This is a genomic window from Polynucleobacter duraquae, assembly GCF_000973625.1.
GTDB classification, from domain to species: Bacteria; Pseudomonadota; Gammaproteobacteria; order Burkholderiales; family Burkholderiaceae; genus Polynucleobacter; species Polynucleobacter duraquae.
The window spans coordinates 1,483,013-1,505,163 of sequence record NZ_CP007501.1 but is presented as its reverse complement, the minus strand read 5'-3'; the positions used below and the strand labels follow the sequence as shown (position 1 = coordinate 1,505,163).

The window sequence follows — 22,151 nt, the reverse complement described above, 5'->3', positions numbered from 1 at the left end:
CTCCGTTAAGAGCGCTTTTTCTTCTAGCAAAACTACCCAGTCTTATTAACCTCCGTAGAGGAACTTCGGTAGCCACAATGTCATGCCTGGCCAAACATACATAAAGGCCATGCATGCAATCACGATAAACATGTAAGGCATCATGCCTGCGAAAATCTGGTTGAGCGTGACGCCTGGTGGCGAAACTCCCTTGAGATAGAAGGCAGACATCGCAACGGGTGGTGACAAGAAGGCCGCTTGCAAATTCACAAAGACCAAGGTACCCCACAAGAGTGGATCGATGTTGAAGTGAGCCAACAAAGGCAAGAAGATCGGCACGAAAATCACAATAATTTCTGTCCACTCTAGAGGCCATCCTAGGAAGAAGATGATCGCTTGAGAGAGCAGCATAAATTGGATTGGCGTTAGATCAAGCATCAGCACCCATTTCTCAATGAGTGTTTGACCGCCCAAAATAGTAAATACAGCAGAGAAGAGCGCTGAGCCTACGAACAGCCAGCACACCATCGATGTTGTTTTAGCTGTCAAGAAAACTGCTTGCTTGGTGCGCTCAAAGTTTAAGGTGCCAGCTTGAAATGCCAGTACGAAAGCACCTAATGCACCTACTGCAGCAGATTCAGTGGCGGTAGTAATGCCTAATAGGATGACAGCCAGTACTAAGAGCGTCAGAACGCCTAATGGCATCACAGATTCAATCAGTAGCTTGAGAATCTCAAATTGCTCCTCATCTAACTTAATGTAGTAATAAATGAGTAATAGGCCGAAGAGGATACAGGTCAAGCCAAAATACAGCTCGAAGTTCTCTGGCGGCCCTACAGCTGCCTCTGGAGCGGCATCTGCCGATGGAGCATCTCCAGCAGCAGCATCTAAGGCAACCAATGGAGCATCTACTTCGGGCTCTTTAGATTTGATGTTATTGGAGGTGGCATCAAGAGATACTAGGCCTTCTTCAACCGGTTCCGCAACGCTTGTTGCAGCTTGAGCAAGCTCAGTCACCACTGGAACATTCAGCGCATCTCTTTCATTTTGCTGATGAATGATGACATACCACCATACTCCCCACATGGTGACTGCAACCAAGGCTAATGGGGTAAGCGCTGCGAGCACATTTTTGAAAATTTTTGCAAAAGAGAGTCTTGTGTCAGCCGGTGCATTCATCAATTTAGCTGGAGAGAACAGCGCCTTAAATGAGGCAACCAGCATATTGTGGGCATAGTTATCACGCAGAAAACGAATCGTCGGCGGAATTGGAACGACGAGTTGTTCTGGTGGTAGCTTAGGCGCAACTTTGGGATTGATTAAGGCCCAACCAATGATGTAAACCAAATACAAAAAGGCAAGGAAAAATCCTGGCACCATGGCAGCAGCATAGAGTTTGACAACAGATTGACCAGCAACTGCTGCATACACAATAATCATGACCGAAGGCGGAATCAAAATACCTAAGGTGCCACCAGCTGTAATAACACCAGCCGCTAGTCGCGTATCGTAACCAGCATTTAGCATCGGTTTCATGGCAATCACACCCATGAGAACAACAACAGCACCAACAAGGCCGCTTGCAATGCCCCAAAAGGTACAAACAATGAGAGTGGCTACAGCCAAAGAAGCTGGCAGTCGACGGAATGCTAGCTGGATGCTGTAGAACATCTTGTCTACCAGCGCCCCTCGTTCCATCACATATCCCATTAATACAAAGAGCGGAATAGATAAGAGGACATCATTCGTCATACCTCCGAAAGTTCTTTGTACCATCAGAGTAAATACTTTATTTGCAGTCCAGCTTTGCGCCGGATCGTAAAAAGCTGCAAAACCAAACATCATGCCCAGACCCATTAGGGTAAAGGCGGTTGGGAAGCCCAGCATGATTACAACAATAATCAAGCTGAGCATAACTAAGCCAAGAATCGGATCACTCATGATTTATCTCTTTAGTTTGACCAATGCGATGATGAGCTGCTTCATCGATGGATTTAGCATTTTTAATTGCTTGTTGACGGGCCTCTTCATCAACGTGAGTAGAAGCAGCCAATTGCTGTTCAACTACGTCGATTTCTGCGGCATCTTTTAAGCGTGCTGGCCATTCGCCGGATTTAATACAAATAATGCAACGCATAATCTCAACAAAACCTTGCAGCAGTACAAATGCTCCTGCAACTGGAATGATGGTCTTAAAAGGGTAGAGTGGGGGACCATTTGCAATTTGGGTGGTGTGCTCACCAATGCGCCAAGATTCTGCGGCATAGGTATAGCCGGCATAAACCAAAGCAGTAATTCCGGGTAGGAAAAAAGCGATGTACAAAATCAAATCTAGAGTTGCCTGTGTTCGGGGCTTCATCGATCCATAAAGGAAGTCACCACGAACGTGTCCATTTTGTGCCAATGTATAGGCGCCGCACAACATAAACATAGTCCCGTAGGCCATGACAGATAACTCGCCAATCCATGCTGATGGGGAATTAAATGCATAGCGTCTGACAACATCCGTAAAGACCATGAGCATCAAAAGGACGACTAGCCAAGCAGCAGCTTTGCCAACGAAGGTGCTGATCTCGTCGACTCTCAGCATGAATTTATCCATAAACTACTCTCCTAAAACAACAATCTATTTCTTTGGGCAGATGTAAAAAACCGGACGGGGGTACCGTCCGGTTGAGATACACGTAAAACAGGATTATAAAGGCAAATTTGCCTTATTAGCCCTTGAAGTAATGGTCGTAAGCAATCTTCATATCGACGTTGGTGAGCAAATCCCAGCGAACTGCGCGTTGGGCAAAGGCTTTTTGTGAATCCAGCACCTTTTTGAACATTGGGAGTTCAGAGGCTTTCTTCGCAATAATCTTATCCCAAGCGTTCAATTGGGCCACCAGAATAGACTTCGGTGTAGCGTAGAACTTAACCTTGTCTTTGGTTTGTAGTTCAACAAAGTCTTTGGAGTAGCGATCGATTGCTTTCCATGACATATCTGCAGAAGCTGCTTGGGTTCCGTATGACAGGATAGCCTGAAGATCTGCAGGTAAGGAGTTGAATTTCTTCTTATTGAAGATAATTTCAAATTGCTCTGAGCTCTGATGGAAGCTTTGAAGCATATTGACTTTAGATACGTCAGGGAATCCAAGGAGACGATCTGAAGAGGCATTATTAAATTCAGCAGCATCTAAAACACCGCGGTCCATTGCTGGAATGATTTCGCCGCCAGGTAGAGCCTGAACTGATGCGCCCATATCTGTAAAGATCTCAATAGAGAGACCAACGGTACGATATTTCAAGCCTTTTAAGTCATCTGCTTTTGCAATTGGCTTCTTAAACCAACCTAATGGCTGGGTTGGCATTGGGCCATATGGGAAGGAGACCACATCGAGTTTGAGGTCGTTGTAGATTTCATTCAAGAGTTGCTGACCACCACCATATTGGTTCCAAGATAGGAGTGTGTTGGCATCCATACCGAAGGCTGGGCCTGATCCCCACAGAGCTAAGGCTGGGCTTTTGCCGTACCAGTAAGCCAAAACGCCGTGGCCACCGTCTAAAGTACCGCTGGATACAGCGTCTAACATATCAAAAGCTTTAACTACTGAGCCAGCTGGCAACACCTCAATCTTCAGTCGACCACCTGACATGGCATTTACTTTGGTTGCGTAATCGTTGGCGTACTCGTGGAAAATATCTTTGGCGGGCCAAGTGGACTGAAAGCGCAGGTTCACAGTTTGCGCACTTGAAATCATTGGGAAACCCATTGCAGCTGCACCGGCAGTTCCTACAGCAGCGCTCTTAAGAAACTTACGGCGTGGGCTAGTGTTATTAGTTTCTGACATCTAAATCTCCTGTGGTCGTTATTATGAAAGCACTTCTTAACCGCACAATCTTAAACAAAGTTTCTTCAAATTGGTGCGAGTGAGATTGGGGGTTTCCCCTTAATATTGAGGAAATGAGTTAAAAATCTATAGATATTAGGACGATATTTATGTTGCATTGCATTAAATTTCGTCCTATGCCTCAATATTAAACTGACTAAATTTCATTAAACTGAATAAATATGCATGGGATTGCGTAAGTAGCCAGATAAAAGGATATCAATGAGCAATAAACCGAAGATTTTAGTAAGTAGAGCAATCTTTCCTGATCAACTGGCGCAGCTGGAGAAATCTTTTGAGGTTCGGTTCAATCAGGCTGATCAAGTTCTGACACCAGTAGAGTTACAAAAAGAGCTATCCAGTGTAGTTGGGGCCTTAGTTACTGGTAGCGAGCGCATAGATGCAAGCGCTTTACTCAACGTGAAGGATCTAAAAATAGTCGCCAATATTGCGGTTGGCTACAACAATTTTGATGTCCCTGCGATGAGTGCAGCAGCTGTGATGGCCACGAATACTCCGGATGTATTAACCGATACCACCGCTGATTTTGGTTTTGCTCTGTTAATGGCAACTGCAAGGCGTATTTCAGAATCTGAGCATTGGATCAGAAATGGTCAGTGGGATAAATGGTCTATTGTTCATAACCCGCTTGGTATGGATTTGCATCACAGCACCATTGGCATTATTGGCATGGGTCGTATTGGCCAAGGCATTGCAAAGCGCGCACTCGGTTTTGGCATGAAAGTGATTTATCACAATCGAAGCCGTTTATCTGAGGCGAATGAAAAAGCGTGTGGAGCGAGTTATGTCTCCAAAGAAGAGCTACTTCGAACCGCGGATCATGTTGTACTTGTTCTGCCTTACACGCCTCAAAATCATCATACGATTGGCGCATCAGAAATTGCCCTGATGAAACCCACCGCTACTCTAATCAATATTGCCCGTGGCGGTATTGTGGATGATGCGGCTTTAGCAAAAGCGTTACAAAGCGGCAAGATTTTTGCAGCGGGCTTAGATGTTTTTGAAGGCGAGCCTCAAGTGCATCCAGAGTTGCTCAAGTGCAACAATATTGTGTTGGCTCCGCACATTGCTAGTGCTACAGAAAAAACGCGTAGAGCGATGGTGGATCTCGCAGTGGAGAATTTGCGAGCTGCGCTTGATGGGAAGAAACCACCAAGCTTAATTAATACAGAGGTATTTAAAGCCTAGCTGAAAACTTAATCTGCTTCAATTTCTTCTGGGAGCTCGCGAAGAGCAAGTTCAATTCCACCAAATTTACCTGCGACCCAGTTGTAGACCTTGCAAGCAATCCACAGTAAAGCAAAACCAAGTAGGGCATTCAGAATCAATGCAGAGAGAACGGTAAACCCAGGAATGGCACCGTCACGAATGAAGGCTACAAACAAGGCTAACAACACAATCGGTACAGAGAAGCAGAGATAAACCAAAACCAGGGTTTTGGCGGTATGCATTGGATCTACGAAGGCAATTTCTTTTTTGGTGAGTTTCATGAGGTGCAATCTTAAAGCAGTCCGTCGAAAAGCGCCACATCTACCCAGTCACCAGCCGCTACATTTCCTTGGTTATGAGGCAGAATGACAAAACAATTTGCCTCGCTCATCGAGCGCAAAATTCCAGCACCTTGGCTACCGGTGAGTTTGACTGTTGGCTTTCCGTCTGGGTCGCGGCCCACAATGGCACGTTGAAATTCTGTCCTACCTGGTTTTTTCCGGATCGGTGCCTCGGCAATAGCTTGAGTCAATAGCTGCTCAGTCTGGCTTGCGCCATTCAGTTGCAACAAAGCCGAGCGAACAAATTGATAGAAGGTCACCATCACTGCAACGGGATTGCCGGGCAGACCAAAGAAGAGGGTTTTGCGGCTTGACCCATTCACTGGCTTGAGCATTCCAAAGGCCATAGGGCGACCTGGGCGCATAGCGATTTTCCAAAAGCCCACATCGCCTAACTCTTGCATGATTTGCTTAGTAAAGTCTGCTTCACCAACAGAGACTCCGCCAGATGAAATCAGGACATCTGCTTTTGAAGCGGCAGCCACAAAAGCGGCCTTAAGTGAGGCGGGATCATCGCGGACAATCCCACAATCAATGATCTCTATATTAAGTCGATTGAGTAGACCTGTCAGGCTGTAGCGGTTGCTGTCATAAATGCTACCCACATCAAGAGGTTGTCCAAGGGGACGCAACTCATCTCCAGAGGAAAGAATAGCTACCTTGAGCTTGCGATGCACCTTCAGACTAGCAATCCCTAAGGATGCAGCTAGACCAAGGTCCGACGGTCTCAGTAGGCGACCAGATGCAATCGCGGCCTTACCACTTTGTAAATCTTCGCCACGTAGGCGGCGATTCTCTCCACGCTTCACTTGGTTTTGTTTAAAACTGACGGTTGACTCACTTGCGGATTCTGTAAATTCTTGAGGAATGACGGTATCGCAGCCATTGGGCATGAGCGCGCCAGTCGTGATCTTGAGGCATTCACCTTGGCCAACAAGACCCCCATAAGGTTTGCCAGCAAAGGCCGTGCCAATAATCTTCAGGCTGACTATCGCTTCGTTGTTTCCTAGGCAATCGCCATGAAAGGCAAAGCCATCCATGGCGGAGTTATCAGCAGCAGGGACATTAATCGGGGAAAGCAAATCTTCCGCCAAAATGCGATTAATCGCTTGATCCAAATTGACTAATTCAATATCACTCACATTGTTCAGCTTGCGAGACTCTAAAAGTAATTCATTGACTAGGCCTGAGATAGCCTTGCGTGCTTCATCTACATGGAGTGAGGCAGTTAAAAGAATAGGGCTGTTTGGAGAGTGCTTGATTGAATCGGTCATGACGATACTTTTTCTAAGGCGGCTAATTCTTCTGGCGTGTTCACATTAGCAAATGCTTGAGGGTTTTCAAACACTACAGTGCGAGAACGTAACTCTTTAAACCAGCGGTCAATTTTTAAATCCCCTTTACTTAAAAAGCTATCTAAAGAATCTTGTAAATCACTTTTCATTAAACAGAAAACCGGTTGCGACCAAATCTTGCCGTCATCTTCTTTTGAGGAAGCGAAGACGAGCTCCAAATCATTGTCCTTAAGTTCGGCTGCCATTTTTTGAGCAAGGTCAGTTGGCAATAAAGGAGAGTCGCAAGGCGATGTCAGCAAGTAAGGTGTTTTGCAATGCTTCAGTCCAACTGAGAAGCCGGCCAATGGACCAGAAAAATCTGGAGTTTCATCCATGAGCACGGGATAGCCATAGTGGGAATACTTCGTAATGCTGCGGTTAGCATTAATCAAAATGGTGCTGACTTGAGGTTTGAGTCGGCTGATGGCAGATTCAATGAGAGGCTTGCCATGAAAAGGAATTAAGCCCTTATCAATGCCACCCATTCTTTGGGCGCGGCCCCCTGCCAAAATGAGTCCAGTGATGTGTTCTGAGGTAATCATTAGCCGCCGATGTAAGACATCTCTACTTTTCGAGTGTTTACTGCTGCTGTATTTGATCCTCGAATTTCTGAGTAATGATCATTGCGCCCAGACCACGTAGACATAATGGCGTTAGCAATTTCTAAATCACTTCTGCCAGAACGCAAGAGCGTTTTGAAATCAAAACCTTCATTTGCGAATAAGCAGAGATAGAGCTGACCATCTGTAGAGATGCGCGCACGCGTGCATTCGTGACAAAAAGTTTGTGTGACGCTCGAAATAAAACCAATTTCACCGGAGCCATCAAGGTAGCGCCAGCGCTGAGCCACTTCACCAGGGTAATTAGCCTCAATTGGTTCTATCGGAAAAACAGCATGAATGCGATTGGCAACTTCTTGTGAGGGAAGTACTTGAGACATATCCCAGCCGTTAGAGCTACCTACATCCATAAATTCAATAAAGCGCAGTGTTACACCGCTACCTTTGAAATGCTTGGCCATGCCAATAATTTCTTGGTCGTTCGTTCCCTTCTTCACCACCATATTGACTTTGAGATTGGTAAAGCCCGCCTCTTGAGCTGCTGCAATTCCATCAAGTACATCCGTGACTGGAAAGTCGACATCATTCATTTTTTTGAAGATGTCATCATTCAAACCATCAAGGCTAATAGTAAGGCGATGCAAGCCTACCGCTTTTAATGCAGCTGCTTTCTTGCGCAAAATACTGCCATTAGTAGTTAAGGTGAGATCAAGTGGTTGATCTGCTGCAGTGCGAATCTTGGCTAACATCTCAATTAGTACTTCGAGATTTTTGCGCAGTAAAGGTTCACCGCCAGTAAGGCGAATTTTTTCTACACCCAGTGATGCAAATATAGTTGTTAAACGAGTGATCTCTTCAAAGCTGAGCAATTCATTATGAGAGAGATAGGGATAGTCTTTGTCGAAGATTTCCTTAGGCATGCAATAAGTGCAGCGGAAATTACAGCGATCAGTGACCGAGATGCGTAAATCTCGTAGCGGGCGTCCGCGGGTATCTTTGGTTGAGGTACTCGCAGCCAAGAGCTGTCCTGGTATGGACGGCGTAAGGCCTTTACCTTCATCTAAACGTATGGGGATTACTTTTTCAACCATGCGTAATTATGGCTGTGAAACCGTGTTTCTGCCAAACTGCCAAATATCTTTGTGGGATAAATAGCAGTCTGGAGAAATTAGATTAAACCGTTTTTTCTTGGCCGCCGGTTTCAACTAAAACCATCGGACCATTTTGCAAACTAACAGGTGCTTTTGGAGTTCTACCAGTTGGCAAAATTTCTGGTTCGGCTTTGATTTGCGATTGCGCTTCTTGGTGCTTGCCAGAATCTGTTGCTACCCAGACCATTCCGGCAGACTGAACTACGCTATGCAATGGAGTCTCTTCAAGTGCCTGAAAGGCAACCTTAGGCAGTTCAGGCATTGGCTTTGCGATCACTTCAATTGCTGGTGCCGGCTTAGCTACCGCCTGTGGGACGAGTGTTGCAGCAGTGCTATCAGTGCGATTACTTTGACGTGGCGCACGTTGCTCTCTCGGCTCTCTTAGCGCGCGTGGTGCACGCTCCTTTACTTCGTTAGAGCTTACAGGTGCAATCGTATTTCCAAAGCTTTGGGCAATATTCTGAATCGGCATTGAAGCAGATGCTCCCGCCATTCCTACTGGTGGGCCTGAGAATGAAGTTGCTACTGCAACAACAGAGGCAATTGCTGCATCACCAGTGGACTCAGTGCGCTCGCCACGTTGACCACGACCACGACCACGACGGTTACGACCACGACCACGACGCTCTTCCCCATCTGCGCTAGGAGCCGTATCGGTTCCAGGAGCAGCTTCAGTAGCTGGAGTTACCGCAGCTTGATTTTCTGGTTTTGGATTGTTCTGGTTACGGTTATTGCCATTGCCATTACGGTTACGACCATCTTGACGACCTCTACCTGAACCTGCCTCGCGTGGTGCATTTGCACCTTCAGCACTTACTGCACCTTCAGCGGGACGCTCAGCACGATCGTTACGCTCGCCACGACGACCGCGATTGCGATTATTGCCATTGCGATTGTTTTGATTGCGACCACGAGGTGCACTAGGAGCAGGCTGTGCTTCTGGTTTAGGTGCTGAGGAGAATAGGTTCTTAATGAATCCGAAGAATCCACCAGTGCTAGCAGTTTCTGCAACTGCTTTTTCGGTACGTGCAGGACGTGGCTGGCTAACTGGCGCTGGTGCATTAGGCGTAATACCTTTGACAGCAGCTTCAGGACGAACTTTAAGGTCTGCATCTTTGCGACTGACAGCAGTATCCGTTTCGAGTTCACGCGCAGCTTCTTCAGCCATCACGTAGCTAGCCTTTTGATCGTCAAGACGTGGATCATCATGACGTAAACGCTCAAGCTTGTAATGAGGTGTTTCTAAATGCTTGTTTGGAACCATCAAGACGTTCACTTTAAAGCGTGACTCGATCTTGATGACTTCAGCGCGCTTCTCATTCAGCAAGAATGCAGCCACTTCGACTGGAACTTGCGTATGAATAGCGGCAGTATTTTCTTTCATTGCTTCTTCTTGGATGATGCGCAAGACTTGCAATGCAGAAGATTCAGTGTCGCGGATATGGCCTGTGCCGTTACAACGTGGGCAGGTTACATGGCTACCTTCAGAGAGAGCAGGGCGCAAACGCTGACGGGACATTTCCATTAAGCCAAACTTGGAGATCTTGCCCATCTGAACGCGAGCACGGTCATGACGCAGAGCGTCGCGTAAGCGATTCTCCACATCCTTCTGCGCCTTACTTGATTCCATATCAATGAAGTCGATCACGATCAAACCACCCAAGTCACGTAAACGTGCTTGACGAGCGATTTCATCGGCAGCCTCTAAATTGGTACGGGTTGCAGTCTCTTCAATATCAGAGCCGCGGGTTGCGCGTGCGGAGTTGACGTCCACTGAAACCAAGGCTTCAGTATGGTCAATCACAATTGCGCCGCCTGAAGGCAATGGCACGGTACGTGAGTACGCAGTTTCAATCTGATGCTCAATTTGGAAACGAGAGAACAATGGAACATCGTCCTGATAACGCTTTACTCTGGGCAAGTTATCCGGCATCACTACCGACATAAATGCCGCAGCTTGTTCGTAGATGTCATCGGTATCGATGAGAATCTCGCCAATATCGGGTTGGAAGTAATCGCGAATCGCACGAATCACTAAGCTCGATTCGAGGTAAATCAATAGTGGTGCTGAATTGCCTTTAGCGGCTTCATCAATTGCTGTCCACAACTGCATAAGGTAACTTAAATCCCATTGCAATTCAGTTGCGTCGCGGCCAATACCGGCTGTACGAGCAATGATACTCATGCCATCGGGTACTTCTAATTGAGACATCGCCTCACGGAGTTCTTGACGGTCTTCGCCTTCAATACGACGAGAAACACCGCCTCCACGTGGGTTGTTTGGCATTAATACTAAATAGCGACCTGCTAAGGAAACGAAAGAGGTCAGGGCGGCACCTTTTTGGCCACGCTCTTCTTTTTCTACCTGAACAATAATTTCTTGGCCTTCACGTAAGGCATCTTTAATAGAGGCATTACGGACATCAACACCCTCTTTAAAGTAGGTGCGCGCCACTTCTTTAAATGGCAAGAAGCCATGGCGTTCTTCACCGTAATTTACAAAGCAAGCTTCGAGCGAAGGCTCAATGCGAGTAATAACACCTTTGTAAATATTGCCTTTACGTTGTTCACGACCGGCAGCTTCGATATCGATATCGATGAGTTTTTGACCATCGACGATGGCAACCCGCAACTCTTCTTGTTGAGTTGCATTAAATAACATGCGTTTCATAACACTCTCCTATTGGGAGTGCGTCGCTGCGCGCTGCGTTAGGGACAAGTTAGATACCGCTTGGGGCAGAGCCCATTGGCGGCTTTGGAGTGTGGATCAAACTAATCCAGGCATTTACTGCCCGGTACACCAGGTTCAATGTTGTTAAACCGGTGCCACACTTGACGATCGCCGCAGAGACCTCCTTTAGGTCATCAATGCAGGCGCGCGCCTGAAAACTGTCTTCTAATCGCGGGTCGCGGCATACGGCACACCAACCCTGCGCCTCATTACAACGGGGGAGGGGCAACCCCGGGAGTCTATTAAGGGCGACTCCAAGCTCCACGATTCAAACCTAAACCAGGTCATTCTCGGGCCAATAAATTGGCTAGAGCGTTGATTATACGGCACAAGTTGAACGACAATGGGGTATTGTTAAGTCCCTTGTCGACCCTCGTCGGGGTGGCAAGAGAGATAAATCATGAAATCCGAACCCATTTCCAAGCCCTTGCAGGTCAAAACCAGTGCTCCAGCCGCCGTTCATTTTCAGACCATTGGTCCAGAAGAGGCTGGTCAGCGGCTGGATAACTACCTTCTACGTTGGGCAAAAGGGGTTCCTAAAAGCCACGTTTATCGGATTATTCGCTCTGGCGAGGTCCGGGTAAATAAGAAAAGGGCTGAACCAACTACGCGTCTGATCGAGGGGGATGTGGTTAGAGTCCCGCCTGTTCGTATTGCCGAACCTGCCCAAATGGCAGCAGTCAATACCGCCCAAACCAAGTCTCGGGCGCAGGGGTATTCCGACAAAATGCCGATTTTGTTTGAAGATGAGGCGCTATTAATTGTAAATAAACCCGCAGGTTTGGCAGTGCATGGGGGTTCAGGAATCGCGCTTGGCGTAATTGAAACCCTGCGTATTACCCGCCCTGAGCTCAAATTCTTAGAATTGGTTCACCGTTTGGATCGAGACACATCCGGCGTGTTGCTCTTAGCCAAAAAGCGCAGCGCTTTGGTAGAACTGCATCGCCAGATTCGCGAAGGGCAAACCGACAAACGCTACTATTTATTAGCCCATGGCGAAATTGCTCAGGGCGCAGGCACGATGCAACTGAAGTTTGCATTACACAAATACCTATTAGCCAATGGCGAGCGTCGCGTTCGTGTTGACCCAGATGGTCTGCCAAGTCATACCGCTTTGCGGGTCACGAAAGTGATGAAACGTGGGGAGGTGGCGATCACTCTGGCTGAGGCCCAACTCAAAACTGGGCGTACTCATCAAATCCGCGTACACCTTCAAAAATTAGGCCACTCGATTTTGGGTGACGATAAATACGGCTTTGAAGACCAAGACAAGATTCTGAAATCCAAACGCCTGTATTTGCATGCCCACTTAGCAGGCTTTACTCATCCCCGTACTGGCGAGAAAATGCGTATCGAGTCCCCATTACCCTCTGAATTTGCAGCAATGATGAAAACTTTTGAAGTGCCCACTCATGTCTGAAGAACAAAAAACCGATAGACGCTACGACCTCATCATCTGGGATTGGGATGGAACTATTATGGATTCCACGCCGACAATCGTGGACTGTATTCAGCAAGCTTGCCGTGATTTGGGTTTTAAAGAGCCTGACGATACTTTGGCTAGCTCGGTCATCGGTTTAGGTATTCAGGATTCACTGAGAAGAGCGGTGCCTTGGATTGAGCCGGCGCATTTCCCTAAGTTAACGGAGCGCTTTCGTTACCACTACCTGGCTAAAGATCACGAACTCGATTTATTCCCAGGTATTCGTGAATTGCTACACAGCTTACGTGAGGATGGTTATCTCTTAGGTGTTGCTACTGGCAAATCTCGCGTTGGATTAGATCGATCTTTAAAACATCATCAGCTAGAGCAGATGTTCCATGAAACTCGAACTGCGGATGAATCTTTCTCCAAGCCCCACCCTGGAATGCTCTTAGAGCTTTCAGACGTGATGCAAGTACCGATGCGCCGCATGCTGATGATTGGGGATACAACCCATGATTTAGATATGGCAGCTAATGCAGGAGTAGATGCAGTAGCGGTGACGTATGGCGCCCATCCTCCGAGCACTTTAAAAGAAGCACCCTCACTAACGCATGTAGACGATGTCTCGCAGTTGGCAACTTGGCTCAGTCAGAATCTCACTGTTAAAAACTAGTTAGTAAAAAGGATTAAAAAGATGGATCAAAATCAATCTGAGAACGCGAATCAAAATTGGGAGCGTCAAGCGCTTGAGCATTTACTTCTAGAGAATTTAAAAGAGACTCGCAAGGCACGTCGTTGGAGAGCCGTGTTTCGTATCCTCACCCTTCTTGTCTTTGTTGGCGTAATACTGGCGGTATTTGATTTTCATCTGCCAGGGCGTGGCATGGGAACGGAGAAGCACACGGCCTTAGTTACGCTAGAAGGAGAGATTTCCTCGAGCTCGATGGCCAATGCTTTGGATATTAATTCATCACTGACTGCCGCATTTGAAAATGAAAATAGTGCGGGCGTGGTCTTGCGCATCAATAGTCCCGGTGGTTCTCCGGTTCAGGCCGGCATGATCAATGATGAGATTCATCGCTTACGCAAACTCTATCCAAGCAAGCCGTTTTATGTCGTAGTGGAAGACATCTGCGCTTCAGGCGGTTACTACGTCGCGGTTGCTGGTGATCAAATTTTGGTGGATAAGGCCAGCTTAGTGGGGTCTATTGGCGTGATCATGGAAGGCTTTGGTTTTACTGGTCTGATGGATAAGTTAGGTGTGACTCGTCGCATGATTACCGCTGGCTCCAATAAGGGCATGATGGATCCGTTCTCCAAAGAAAATCCACAGCAAGTAGAAATGATTAAAACCATGATCGATGAGATTCATCAACAATTTATTGCGGTAGTGAAAGCAGGTCGTGGCGATCGCCTAAAAGAAACTTCAGATATGTTTTCTGGCCGAGTTTGGAATGGCGAGCAAGCAATCAAAAATGGCTTAGTTGATGGCTATGGAACAGTAGAAACTGTAGCGCGTGATACTTTTAAGGCGCCAGATATTCTGGACTACACCATGAAAGAGAATTTCGCAGAACGCGTTGCTAAACGTTTCGGTGCCGAAGTGGGTGCCGCAGCAGGTAAGGCCTTAGTCAAGACACCCGATCTAAAGTAAAAAACGATAGATCAATACAGTAACAAACAAAACACCTAGGCCAGCAATAGAAATACTGCTGGCCTATTTTGTAATAAGGCGCAGGCTGTTTCGTTTGGAAAGCGTTTACGCCAGTCAGTAATCGAGAGCGTAGTAATGGTTTCACTTGGCAGACTAAGATCCATTCCAATGCAAAGCATCGATTGCGGAGACAGCGTATTAAGACAAGCCATCAGCATTGCAGTATTGCGATACGGTGTTTCAATCCAAATTTGCGTCTGCTGTAATTTCCTAGATTCCACTTCCAGTTGTTTGAGTCGTGCGATACGGTCCTGAGCATCATGCGGAACATACCCCTGAAATGCAAAGCGTTGACCATTTAAACCGCTGGCCATCAGACCCAGCAAAATAGAGCTTGGACCAACCAAAGGCTTCACTTTGGCGCCCAGCTTATGCGCTGCCAGTACAAGCTCTGCACCAGGGTCTGCAACTCCGGGAACACCAGCCTCTGACATCAGACCCATGTCTTTTCCAGCAATGAGGGGCTTGAGTAAATCCATTGGTTTGACAGCATCAGCATACTTAGCATTGCGTGCAACACCACGCCATTCGCTCATCTGCATTTCTTGAATAGTGCAAGCTAAGGGTGAAACACTATCGACCGCTTTTAAAAAAGCACGGGCAGTTTTTGCATCCTCCACAATCCAGTGAACGAGCTTGGCAGTTTGGGTAATAGTTTCGTTTGGTAAAACCCAAGGTAATTGCTCTACACGTGCATCGTCACCCAAGGTATTGGGAATCAAAAAGAGAGTGCCTAGTGTTGAACTCATGATTTAATTCTGTTTCATTCAGTTAATTGATATTTTGTTTGGAATGAGAAAGCCAGCATCACGCAAGAGACCGCTCAACGTAATTAAAGGCAGACCTATCAATGCGGTGGGATCATCGCTCTTGATGGATTCCAGGAGTGAAATTCCTAAGCCTTCAGACTTGGCGCTTCCAGCGCAGTCGTAAGGTTCTTCGGCATGGAGATATGCCTCTAGAACGTCATCAGCAAGTTTGCGAAAGGTAACTTCCGTAGGAATATTGATGGTTGTTTCCTCACTGCCATGCATGAGGCATAGTGCTGTTTGAAAAGTTACCGTAGCTCCTCGCATGAGTTGTAGTTGTGCCATGGCGCGCTCAAAGTTTCCAGGCTTACCAATGGCAGCTCCACACAGGTCGGCCACTTGATCTGAACCAATGACCCAAGCCGCAGGGTGATCTTTCGCAACTGCAGAAGCTTTTGCTTTGGCTAAGCGCAAAGCTAAGGCCAGAGTGTTTTCACCCGGGAGAGGAGTTTCATCCACCTTTGGTGAGATCACATCAAAAGGGATACGCAGGCGCTCTAAGAGCTCACGACGATAGATTGAGGTGGATGCCAGAATTAGTTTTTTTGCAGAATTACTCATCACTACTTGTACTTTCGCTAAAGCCTTCATTTAGACTGATGTCATGAATCGTAATCAAGTTTTACCTCAAGTTGAGCTGTCAGCCGATCCCAAGGCTTTGAGCCGGATCGATTTTTGTGCCCCACAGTCCTATCAAGGCACTGGATTTCTGGAGATTTCAGCCCTGCCCAGGGTGGCTGAGGAAGCTTCTAGCATTGAGCCAGGGGATGCATTTGATTGGGAGGTCAAGACCCATTTTGCGAATTCTCCGGGCTCTGAGCCCCAGCAAATACTGGAATTGGCCGTAAAAGGCCGTATCCATCTGGTTTGTCAGAGCTGTTTGCAGGATTTCGGTCTAGATTTGACTCAAGATAGTCGGTTTGTTCTGGTAGCCACCGAGGAGGAGGCGGATGCCTTCCCAATGGAGGATGATCAGCTGGAGCCATTGGTAGCAAGTCAGCACTTTGATCTCCTAGGGCTAATTGAGGATGAGATCCTCCTGTCCATGCCCTTAATTCCAAAGCATCCAGAGGGCGCATGCCAGCCGCATGCCTCCTCATTTGGTGAGGTGGGTGAAGCGCAAGATGCCTCTGAAAAGCCCCAGAATCCCTTTAACATATTGAAAAATATGAAGAAAAACTAATTTAGTCCCACCCGCTTAGAGCAGTTTTTCAGATCTGCTTTATCAATTTATCAAGCATTTAGCTCAATTTACATGCTAGAATGTCGCCTTGCTTAGGAGTTCAATATGGCCGTCCAACAGAATAAAAAATCCCCATCCAAACGTGGCATGCACCGTGCGCACGACTTTTTGACCGCACCTGCTACGGCTGTTGAAGCCACAACTGGTGAGGCGCATTTACGCCACCACATTTCACCAAACGGTTACTACCGTGGTCGTAAAGTGGTTAAAACCAAAAACGACTAATTACTTAGTCTAAAAGATAGAAGCGGCTCCAATAAAAGCCGCTTTTTTCTTTGAAAAAAACCACTTGCAGCAATACTTGATTTTATGAGTGTCACACTTGCCATCGATGCCATGGGCGGAGATCATGGGCCAGTTGTTACCGTCCCCGCTTGTTGTGATTTTCTAGAAAAACATGCTGATGTGAAGATTGCCTTGGTTGGTAATCCGGAAGTCCTCAAGCAAGCCTTGAGTCAATTTCCAAATGCCCCAATGGAGCGCATTCAAATTATTTCCGCTAGTGAAGTCGTCTTGATGGATGACCCCATTGAGGTGGCGTTGCGTCGTAAAAAAGATTCTTCCATGCGAGTTGCCATCGAGCAAGTTAGAGAAGGCTTGGCTGACGCAATCATTTCCTCTGGCAATACTGGCGCTTTAATGGCCATCTCCCGCTACATTCTCAAAACCTTGGATGGTGTTGACCGTCCTGCGATTGCTACTGCGATTCCCAATGAAAAAGGGCGCGGCACCACCATGTTGGATCTTGGTGCAAATGCAGATTGTGAGCCTATGCATTTGGTGCAATTTGCTCAAATGGCTAACGTGATGGTTCAAGTGGTCGATGGCACACAAAATCCTTCCATCGGTCTCCTAAATATTGGTGAAGAAGTAATTAAAGGTAATGAGGTAGTGAAGCAGACCAGCGAGTTACTGCGTCAAACAAACCTCAACTTTTATGGCAATGTAGAAGGAAATGATATTTTCAAAGGTACTACGGATATCGTGGTGTGCGATGGTTTTGTTGGCAACGTTGTTCTCAAGGCAAGCGAAGGCTTGGCGAAGATGATGAGTGGCTTAATAAAAGAAGAATTTAATCGCTCATGGCTGACTAAGCTCATGGCGATCTGTGCCATGGTGCCTTTATTGCGTGTTCGTAAGCGTGTGGATCATCGTCGCTATAACGGGGCAGTATTATTAGGTTTACGCGGTTGTGTAATTAAGAGTCACGGTTCAGCCGATCGTTTTGCATTTGGTTTTGCGCTCGAGCGCGCATACGAGGCAGGAAAAAATCGCATGGTGGAACGTATCGCTCAAGCTTTTGCGGCGGAGACAAAATAATCATGAGCATTTATTCACGGATAGCCGGAACTGGAAGTTATCTTCCAGAGCAGCGTTTGAGCAATCAAGATCTCGTTGAGCGTTTAGCCAAGATTGGTCTTGAAACCAGCGATGAATGGATTGTGACTAGAAGTGGAATTTCTGCTCGTCACTTTGCTGCAGAAAATCAACTCACGAGTGACTTGGCAGTCAAGGCAGCCCAAGCGGCACTAGAGGCAGCCGGCTGCACCTCTGAAGATCTTGACTTGATCATTCTGGCTACCTCCACACCAGATCACTTGGGTGGCTTCCCAAGCACAGCCTGCGTAGTGCAAGACAAGCTTGGCGCTCATACCAATTGCGCGGCATTTGATGTTCAAGCGGTATGTGCTGGTTTTACTTATGCACTTGCCATTGCAGATGCATTTATTCGGACGGATACCTACAAAAAAGTATTAGTCCTCGGTGCAGAAACTTTCTCCCGCATTTTGGATTTTCAAGATCGCACGACTTCGGTTTTGTTTGGTGATGGTGCTGGCGCAGTTGTATTAGAAGCTTCTTCCGAGCCAGGCATTTTGGCAACAGCCTTACATGCGGACGGTAGTCAGCGCGATATTCTTTGTGTGCCAGGGCGCGCTAAGCAGGGTGGCGTTGAGGGAACTGCGTATTTAACAATGGATGGCCCTGCAGTGTTTAAGTTGGCTGTCAAAGTACTTGAGCAAGTTGCCCATGAGGCTTTAGAAAAAGCCAATCTCAAGCCAGAGCAAATCGATTGGTTGGTGCCACACCAAGCCAATATTCGCATCATGGAGAGTACGGCTCGCAAGATGGGTATGTCGATGGACAATGTCATTGTGACTGTTCATGAACATGGCAATACTTCTGCTGCATCTATACCGCTCGCCTTGGATGTTGGCGTTCGCTCGGGTCAAATTCAACGTGGCCAACATCTTTTGCTAGAGGGTGTTGGCGGTGGCTTTGCTTGGGGCGCAGCAGTCATTAAGTACTAAAGCAAAGTACTAAAGCTAAAAATATATTCACAACGATTATTCAGCGATTATTCCTATGACATTTGCATTTGTATTTCCTGGCCAAGGTTCCCAATCTGTTGGGATGCTCAACACTATTGCTGATCGCCCTGAAGTCCGTGCGACTCTGCAAGAAGCCTCAGAGGCCTTAGGTGAGGACGTTGCCAAACTCATTGCCGAAGGCCCCGCAGAAGCATTGTCTTTGACAACCAATACACAGCCCGTGATGCTGACTGCAGCGATTGCTTTTTACCGTGCCTGGTTAGCCTCTGGCGGTGCCGTTCCCAAGATGATGGCTGGCCATAGCCTGGGCGAATACTCCGCCTTAGTTGCTGCAGGCGTAATCGCTTTTAAGGATGCCGTGCCCTTGGTACGTTTTCGTGCTGAGGCGATGCAGACAGCAGTGCCAGTAGGTACTGGCGGTATGGCCGCAATCTTAGGTTTAGATGATGCAATAGTGAAGACGGTTTGTGCCCAAGCTGCTACAGCCTCTGGTGGTATTGTGGAGGCCGTGAACTTCAATGCACCAGGGCAAGTGGTCATTGCTGGTGGTAGTGATGCGGTCACCAAAGCCTGTGAATTGCTGAAAGCAGCTGGCGCAAAGCGCGCTCTGCCATTGCCAGTGTCAGCGCCATTTCATTCATCATTATTACAACCTGCTTCTGAAAAACTCAAAGACTACTTGGCTGATATTGAATTTAAAGTCCCGACTATCTCTGTAGTTAATAACGTGGATGTCAATGTACTGAATGATCCAGCAGCCATTAAGGATGCCTTAGTGCGTCAAGCTGCCAAGCCAGTGCGCTGGCAAGAGACTATTAATGCGATGGCGCAGCAGGGCATCACTCAAGTAGTGGAATGCGGCCCTGGCAAGGTATTGGCTGGGCTGACAAAGCGAATCAATGAAAACGTTGTTGGACTGCCTATTTTTGATGAGGTCAGTCTCAATGAAGCTTTGGCTGCCGTAAAGTAAAAATACGAACTAGCAGCAGAAGAAACACGAAATAAAGAACGGAAGACAATTATGAATCTCGACTTAAGCGGACAAATTGCATTAGTGACCGGCGCATCGCGCGGTATTGGCCAGGCCATTGCGGATGAGTTAGTGAAATGTGGTGCCAAGGTCATTGGCACTGCAACTTCTGAGGACGGCGCCAAAGCAATCAACGCCCGTTTACAAGCGAGCGGTGGCCGTGGCGAGGTACTGAATGTGACTGATCCAAAAGCTTGCGAGGTCATTATCGATTTGATCGTCAAAGATTTTGGCGGTATCAATATTTTGGTGAATAACGCTGGCATTACTCGCGATAACCTAGCAATGCGCATGAAAACAGATGAGTGGACCGATGTGATCGACACTAATCTAAGTGCCGTTTTCCGTTTATCTCAGGCGGTAATGCGCCCGATGATGAAAGCCCGCGCTGGCCGCATTATTAATATCACTTCGATTGTTGGTCATATGGGTAACCCTGGGCAGGCGAATTACGCTGCTGCTAAATCCGGTGTTTCAGGTATGACACGAGCTTTGGCTCGCGAAATTGGCAGCCGCAACATCACTGTGAATTGCGTAGCGCCTGGCTTTATCGATACAGATATGACCCGTGCTTTGAGTGAAGAGCAGCAAAATGCCCTAAAAGCGAACATTCCTTTGGCGCGTCTGGGTAGTCCAGAGGATGTAGCCCAGGCAGTGGCATTTTTAGCCTCTCCAGCGGCTGGATACATCACAGGAAACACGCTGCATGTGAATGGCGGCCTCTATTTAGCCTAATAAGAAAGCAGGAATTGGTCATTTTTTGGCGGATTTACTAATTTAGCCTGCCAAGCTGATAAAATCCTTTTCATCGTTTTTTTACAACCCTTGGGGGAATTAATGGATAACATCGAACAACGCGTTAAGAAGATCGTCGCTGAGCAATTGGGCGTCGCAGAAGCAGAGATCAAGAATGAATCTTCTTTTGTGAATGACTTAGGCGCAGACTCTCTTGACACTGTTGAATTGGTAATGGCTTTGGAAGATGAATTCGGGATTGAAATTCCTGATGAAGAAGCTGAAAAAATTACTACTGTTCAGCTCGCTATCGATTTTGCTCAGTCAAAAGCTCAGGGTTAATCCCCTAGCTAGTTAAAAGCTATTACTGTGTCAGCATCAAACGGCCGCCGCCGGGTTGTTATTACCGGCTTAGGCCTGATTTCACCAGTTGGTAACTCGGTTGATGTAGCTTGGTCTAATTTGCTCGCGGGCAGATCAGGCATTACTACCATCACCAAGTTTGACCACACTCCGCTGAGTGTGCATTTTGCTGGCGAGGTGAAAGACTTCAATGTCGAAGAATATGTTTCTGCCAAAGAGGCGCGCCATATGGATACCTTTATCCATTACGGCATCGCTGCTGGTACGCAAGCAATTCGCGATAGCGGTTTACAAATAACTGAAGAGAACGCGGAGCGCGTGGGCGTCATGGTCGGCTCAGGCATTGGTGGTTTGCCGATGATTGAAGAGACTGGCGCTGAATTGTTAGCTCGTGGTCCTCGTCGCATTTCCCCATTCTTCGTTCCAGGCTCAATCATCAATATGATTTCTGGTCATCTCAGCATCTTGTTTGGCCTTAAGGGTCCAAACGTGGCTGCGGTGACAGCTTGCACTACCGGCTTGCACAGCATTGGCTTGGCAGCACGCTTAATTCAGTACGGCGATGCCGATGTGATGGTTGCTGGTGGAGCTGAATCTACTATCTCTGCATTGGGTGTTGGCGGCTTTGCTTCAGCTCGTGCACTATCCACCCGCAACGATGATCCTGCAACCGCTTCACGCCCATGGGATAAAGACCGTGATGGTTTCGTATTGGGTGAGGGTGCAGGTGTTGTGGTGCTAGAAGAGTATGAGCACGCCAAAGCGCGTGGTGCAAAAATCTACTGTGAGCTCTTAGGTTTTGGTATGAGTGGTGATGCGTATCACATGACTGCCCCAAATATGGATGGCCCACGTCGCTGTATGGTCAATGCCATGCGCGATGCCGGTTTGAATCCAGATCAAATTCAATATATCAATGCACACGGCACTTCTACACCTTTAGGTGATAAGAATGAAACCGGCGCAATCAAGGCTGCCCTTGGCGATCACGCTAAGAAGACTTTGATTAACTCCACCAAATCAATGACTGGTCATCTTTTAGGCGGTGCTGGTGGCTTAGAGTCTGTCTTTACTATTCTGGCGCTACATAACCAGAAGTCTCCACCAACAATCAATATCTTCAATCAGGATCCAGAGTGTGATTTGGACTACTGCGCCAATACTGCTCGGGATGTGAAGATTGACCATGCCGTGAAAAACAACTTTGGCTTTGGGGGTACTAACGGTACCTTGATTTTTGGCAAACTGACCTAATATCCTTATTAGGTAGTTCCCTTCTCTTATTTCTTCAATTATTGGTTTT

Annotated in this window: 23 protein-coding genes; 12 read left to right on the top strand and 11 right to left on the bottom strand. The window is 47.2% G+C overall.

Going from position 1 to position 22,151, the window contains the following annotated elements; all coding sequences use genetic code 11:
• Nucleotides 1–45: 45 nt before the first annotated feature.
• From CL55_RS07795 to CL55_RS07785, 3 genes are all read right to left on the bottom strand, one after another.
• The gene (locus CL55_RS07795; protein WP_046330577.1) at nucleotides 46–1,920 is read right to left on the bottom strand and encodes a TRAP transporter large permease; all 1,875 of its coding nucleotides are present in this window, start codon (nucleotides 1,918–1,920) and stop codon (nucleotides 46–48) included.
• On the bottom strand, nucleotides 1,913–2,581 hold the full coding sequence (locus tag CL55_RS07790; RefSeq protein ID WP_046330576.1) for a TRAP transporter small permease subunit: 669 nt from the start codon (nucleotides 2,579–2,581) through the stop codon (nucleotides 1,913–1,915). The genes CL55_RS07795 and CL55_RS07790 overlap by 8 nt, the downstream gene beginning before the upstream one ends.
• Before the next feature lie 115 nt (nucleotides 2,582–2,696).
• On the bottom strand, nucleotides 2,697–3,812 hold the full coding sequence (locus CL55_RS07785; RefSeq protein WP_046330575.1) for a TRAP transporter substrate-binding protein: 1,116 nt from the start codon (nucleotides 3,810–3,812) through the stop codon (nucleotides 2,697–2,699).
• A 261-nt stretch (nucleotides 3,813–4,073) separates the two neighbouring features.
• Between CL55_RS07785 and CL55_RS07780 the strand changes: the two genes are divergently transcribed.
• The gene (locus CL55_RS07780; protein WP_046330574.1) at nucleotides 4,074–5,060 is read left to right on the top strand and encodes a 2-hydroxyacid dehydrogenase; all 987 of its coding nucleotides are present in this window, start codon (nucleotides 4,074–4,076) and stop codon (nucleotides 5,058–5,060) included.
• A gap of 8 nt (nucleotides 5,061–5,068) precedes the next feature.
• On the opposite strand, the gene CL55_RS07775 is transcribed toward CL55_RS07780, so the two are convergent.
• The 6 genes from CL55_RS07775 to CL55_RS10670 form a co-directional block, all read right to left on the bottom strand.
• Nucleotides 5,069–5,362 (bottom strand): hypothetical protein, encoded by a 294-nt coding sequence (locus CL55_RS07775; protein ID WP_015421612.1) that lies wholly within the window; start codon nucleotides 5,360–5,362, stop codon nucleotides 5,069–5,071.
• An 11-nt stretch (nucleotides 5,363–5,373) separates the two neighbouring features.
• Nucleotides 5,374–6,696, bottom strand: a complete 1,323-nt coding sequence (moeA, locus tag CL55_RS07770; protein WP_052728804.1) for a molybdopterin molybdotransferase MoeA — start codon at nucleotides 6,694–6,696, stop codon at nucleotides 5,374–5,376.
• The gene (mobA, locus tag CL55_RS07765) at nucleotides 6,693–7,298 is read right to left on the bottom strand and encodes a molybdenum cofactor guanylyltransferase MobA (RefSeq protein ID WP_046330573.1); all 606 of its coding nucleotides are present in this window, start codon (nucleotides 7,296–7,298) and stop codon (nucleotides 6,693–6,695) included. The genes moeA and mobA overlap by 4 nt, the downstream gene beginning before the upstream one ends.
• Nucleotides 7,298–8,407 carry a GTP 3',8-cyclase MoaA gene (gene moaA / locus CL55_RS07760; protein ID WP_046330572.1) on the bottom strand — a complete coding sequence of 370 codons (1,110 nt, stop codon included), beginning with the start codon at nucleotides 8,405–8,407 and terminating at the stop codon, nucleotides 7,298–7,300. The genes mobA and moaA overlap by 1 nt, the downstream gene beginning before the upstream one ends.
• A gap of 82 nt (nucleotides 8,408–8,489) precedes the next feature.
• The gene (locus CL55_RS07755; RefSeq protein ID WP_046330571.1) at nucleotides 8,490–11,138 is read right to left on the bottom strand and encodes an Rne/Rng family ribonuclease; all 2,649 of its coding nucleotides are present in this window, start codon (nucleotides 11,136–11,138) and stop codon (nucleotides 8,490–8,492) included.
• A 49-nt stretch (nucleotides 11,139–11,187) separates the two neighbouring features.
• Entirely contained in the window at nucleotides 11,188–11,427 is a 240-nt protein-coding gene (locus tag CL55_RS10670; RefSeq protein WP_156156289.1) for a hypothetical protein, read from the bottom strand.
• A gap of 171 nt (nucleotides 11,428–11,598) precedes the next feature.
• Between CL55_RS10670 and CL55_RS07750 the strand changes: the two genes are divergently transcribed.
• The 3 genes from CL55_RS07750 to sppA are packed head-to-tail and all read left to right on the top strand — an operon-like array spanning nucleotide 11,599 to nucleotide 14,278.
• On the top strand, nucleotides 11,599–12,618 hold the full coding sequence (locus CL55_RS07750) for an RluA family pseudouridine synthase (protein ID WP_046330570.1): 1,020 nt from the start codon (nucleotides 11,599–11,601) through the stop codon (nucleotides 12,616–12,618).
• Nucleotides 12,611–13,297 carry an HAD-IIIA family hydrolase gene (locus CL55_RS07745; RefSeq protein ID WP_046330569.1) on the top strand — a complete coding sequence of 229 codons (687 nt, stop codon included), beginning with the start codon at nucleotides 12,611–12,613 and terminating at the stop codon, nucleotides 13,295–13,297. Before CL55_RS07750 ends, CL55_RS07745 begins: the two co-directional genes overlap by 8 nt.
• A 21-nt stretch (nucleotides 13,298–13,318) precedes the next feature.
• Complete coding sequence (sppA, locus tag CL55_RS07740; RefSeq protein WP_046330568.1) at nucleotides 13,319–14,278, top strand: signal peptide peptidase SppA; 960 nt, start codon at nucleotides 13,319–13,321, stop codon at nucleotides 14,276–14,278.
• A gap of 35 nt (nucleotides 14,279–14,313) precedes the next feature.
• Here sppA and CL55_RS07735 read toward each other — a convergent pair whose 3' ends face one another.
• Both CL55_RS07735 and CL55_RS07730 read right to left on the bottom strand, forming a co-directional pair.
• Nucleotides 14,314–15,087: an SAM-dependent methyltransferase gene (locus CL55_RS07735; RefSeq protein WP_046330567.1), complete on the bottom strand. Its 774-nt coding sequence runs from the start codon at nucleotides 15,085–15,087 to the stop codon at nucleotides 14,314–14,316.
• An 18-nt stretch (nucleotides 15,088–15,105) separates the two neighbouring features.
• Nucleotides 15,106–15,738 (bottom strand): Maf family nucleotide pyrophosphatase, encoded by a 633-nt coding sequence (locus tag CL55_RS07730; RefSeq protein WP_418054927.1) that lies wholly within the window; start codon nucleotides 15,736–15,738, stop codon nucleotides 15,106–15,108.
• Between the two features lie 13 nt (nucleotides 15,739–15,751).
• On the opposite strand from CL55_RS07730, the gene CL55_RS07725 reads away from it, so the two are divergent.
• The 8 genes from CL55_RS07725 to fabF all read left to right on the top strand — a co-directional run bounded on the left by CL55_RS07725 (nucleotide 15,752) and on the right by fabF (nucleotide 22,102).
• Entirely contained in the window at nucleotides 15,752–16,330 is a 579-nt protein-coding gene (locus CL55_RS07725; RefSeq protein WP_046330566.1) for a YceD family protein, read from the top strand.
• Nucleotides 16,331–16,435: 105 nt separating this feature from the next.
• On the top strand, nucleotides 16,436–16,615 hold the full coding sequence (rpmF, locus tag CL55_RS07720) for a 50S ribosomal protein L32 (RefSeq protein ID WP_011902241.1): 180 nt from the start codon (nucleotides 16,436–16,438) through the stop codon (nucleotides 16,613–16,615).
• An 84-nt stretch (nucleotides 16,616–16,699) separates the two neighbouring features.
• The gene (gene plsX, locus CL55_RS07715; protein WP_046330565.1) at nucleotides 16,700–17,710 is read left to right on the top strand and encodes a phosphate acyltransferase PlsX; all 1,011 of its coding nucleotides are present in this window, start codon (nucleotides 16,700–16,702) and stop codon (nucleotides 17,708–17,710) included.
• Nucleotides 17,711–17,712: 2 nt separating this feature from the next.
• On the top strand, nucleotides 17,713–18,699 hold the full coding sequence (locus tag CL55_RS07710) for a beta-ketoacyl-ACP synthase III (protein WP_046330564.1): 987 nt from the start codon (nucleotides 17,713–17,715) through the stop codon (nucleotides 18,697–18,699).
• Nucleotides 18,700–18,754: 55 nt separating this feature from the next.
• Nucleotides 18,755–19,690 carry an ACP S-malonyltransferase gene (fabD, locus tag CL55_RS07705; RefSeq protein WP_046330563.1) on the top strand — a complete coding sequence of 312 codons (936 nt, stop codon included), beginning with the start codon at nucleotides 18,755–18,757 and terminating at the stop codon, nucleotides 19,688–19,690.
• Nucleotides 19,691–19,741: 51 nt separating this feature from the next.
• A complete protein-coding gene (fabG, locus tag CL55_RS07700) occupies nucleotides 19,742–20,485 on the top strand; it encodes a 3-oxoacyl-ACP reductase FabG (RefSeq protein WP_046330562.1) in 744 nt (247 codons plus the stop codon).
• Between the two features lie 102 nt (nucleotides 20,486–20,587).
• On the top strand, nucleotides 20,588–20,827 hold the full coding sequence (gene acpP / locus CL55_RS07695; RefSeq protein ID WP_046330561.1) for an acyl carrier protein: 240 nt from the start codon (nucleotides 20,588–20,590) through the stop codon (nucleotides 20,825–20,827).
• A 27-nt stretch (nucleotides 20,828–20,854) separates the two neighbouring features.
• Nucleotides 20,855–22,102: a beta-ketoacyl-ACP synthase II gene (gene fabF, locus CL55_RS07690; protein ID WP_046330560.1), complete on the top strand. Its 1,248-nt coding sequence runs from the start codon at nucleotides 20,855–20,857 to the stop codon at nucleotides 22,100–22,102.
• The last annotated feature ends 49 nt before the right edge of the window (nucleotides 22,103–22,151 follow it).

Bases quoted from the DNA above. Each gene is read 5' to 3' on its own strand.
- CL55_RS07745 (WP_046330569.1), top strand. From the start codon at position 12,611: ATGTCTGAAGAACAAAAAACCGATAGACGCTACGACCTCATCATCTGG.
- sppA (WP_046330568.1), top strand. From the start codon at position 13,319: ATGGATCAAAATCAATCTGAGAACGCGAATCAAAATTGGGAGCGTCAA.
- CL55_RS07755 (WP_046330571.1), bottom strand. From the start codon at position 11,138: ATGAAACGCATGTTATTTAATGCAACTCAACAAGAAGAGTTGCGGGTT.
- moeA (WP_052728804.1), bottom strand. From the start codon at position 6,696: ATGACCGATTCAATCAAGCACTCTCCAAACAGCCCTATTCTTTTAACT.
- CL55_RS07725 (WP_046330566.1), top strand. From the start codon at position 15,752: ATGAATCGTAATCAAGTTTTACCTCAAGTTGAGCTGTCAGCCGATCCC.
- CL55_RS07790 (WP_046330576.1), bottom strand. From the start codon at position 2,581: ATGGATAAATTCATGCTGAGAGTCGACGAGATCAGCACCTTCGTTGGC.
- acpP (WP_046330561.1), top strand. From the start codon at position 20,588: ATGGATAACATCGAACAACGCGTTAAGAAGATCGTCGCTGAGCAATTG.
- rpmF (WP_011902241.1), top strand. From the start codon at position 16,436: ATGGCCGTCCAACAGAATAAAAAATCCCCATCCAAACGTGGCATGCAC.
- CL55_RS07775 (WP_015421612.1), bottom strand. From the start codon at position 5,362: ATGAAACTCACCAAAAAAGAAATTGCCTTCGTAGATCCAATGCATACC.
- CL55_RS07710 (WP_046330564.1), top strand. From the start codon at position 17,713: ATGAGCATTTATTCACGGATAGCCGGAACTGGAAGTTATCTTCCAGAG.
- CL55_RS07750 (WP_046330570.1), top strand. From the start codon at position 11,599: ATGAAATCCGAACCCATTTCCAAGCCCTTGCAGGTCAAAACCAGTGCT.
- CL55_RS07730 (WP_418054927.1), bottom strand. From the start codon at position 15,738: ATGAAGGCTTTAGCGAAAGTACAAGTAGTGATGAGTAATTCTGCAAAA.
- fabG (WP_046330562.1), top strand. From the start codon at position 19,742: ATGAATCTCGACTTAAGCGGACAAATTGCATTAGTGACCGGCGCATCG.
- CL55_RS07785 (WP_046330575.1), bottom strand. From the start codon at position 3,812: ATGTCAGAAACTAATAACACTAGCCCACGCCGTAAGTTTCTTAAGAGC.
- mobA (WP_046330573.1), bottom strand. From the start codon at position 7,298: ATGATTACCTCAGAACACATCACTGGACTCATTTTGGCAGGGGGCCGC.
- moaA (WP_046330572.1), bottom strand. From the start codon at position 8,407: ATGGTTGAAAAAGTAATCCCCATACGTTTAGATGAAGGTAAAGGCCTT.
- CL55_RS07735 (WP_046330567.1), bottom strand. From the start codon at position 15,087: ATGAGTTCAACACTAGGCACTCTCTTTTTGATTCCCAATACCTTGGGT.
- CL55_RS07795 (WP_046330577.1), bottom strand. From the start codon at position 1,920: ATGAGTGATCCGATTCTTGGCTTAGTTATGCTCAGCTTGATTATTGTT.
- CL55_RS07780 (WP_046330574.1), top strand. From the start codon at position 4,074: ATGAGCAATAAACCGAAGATTTTAGTAAGTAGAGCAATCTTTCCTGAT.
- plsX (WP_046330565.1), top strand. From the start codon at position 16,700: ATGAGTGTCACACTTGCCATCGATGCCATGGGCGGAGATCATGGGCCA.
- fabD (WP_046330563.1), top strand. From the start codon at position 18,755: ATGACATTTGCATTTGTATTTCCTGGCCAAGGTTCCCAATCTGTTGGG.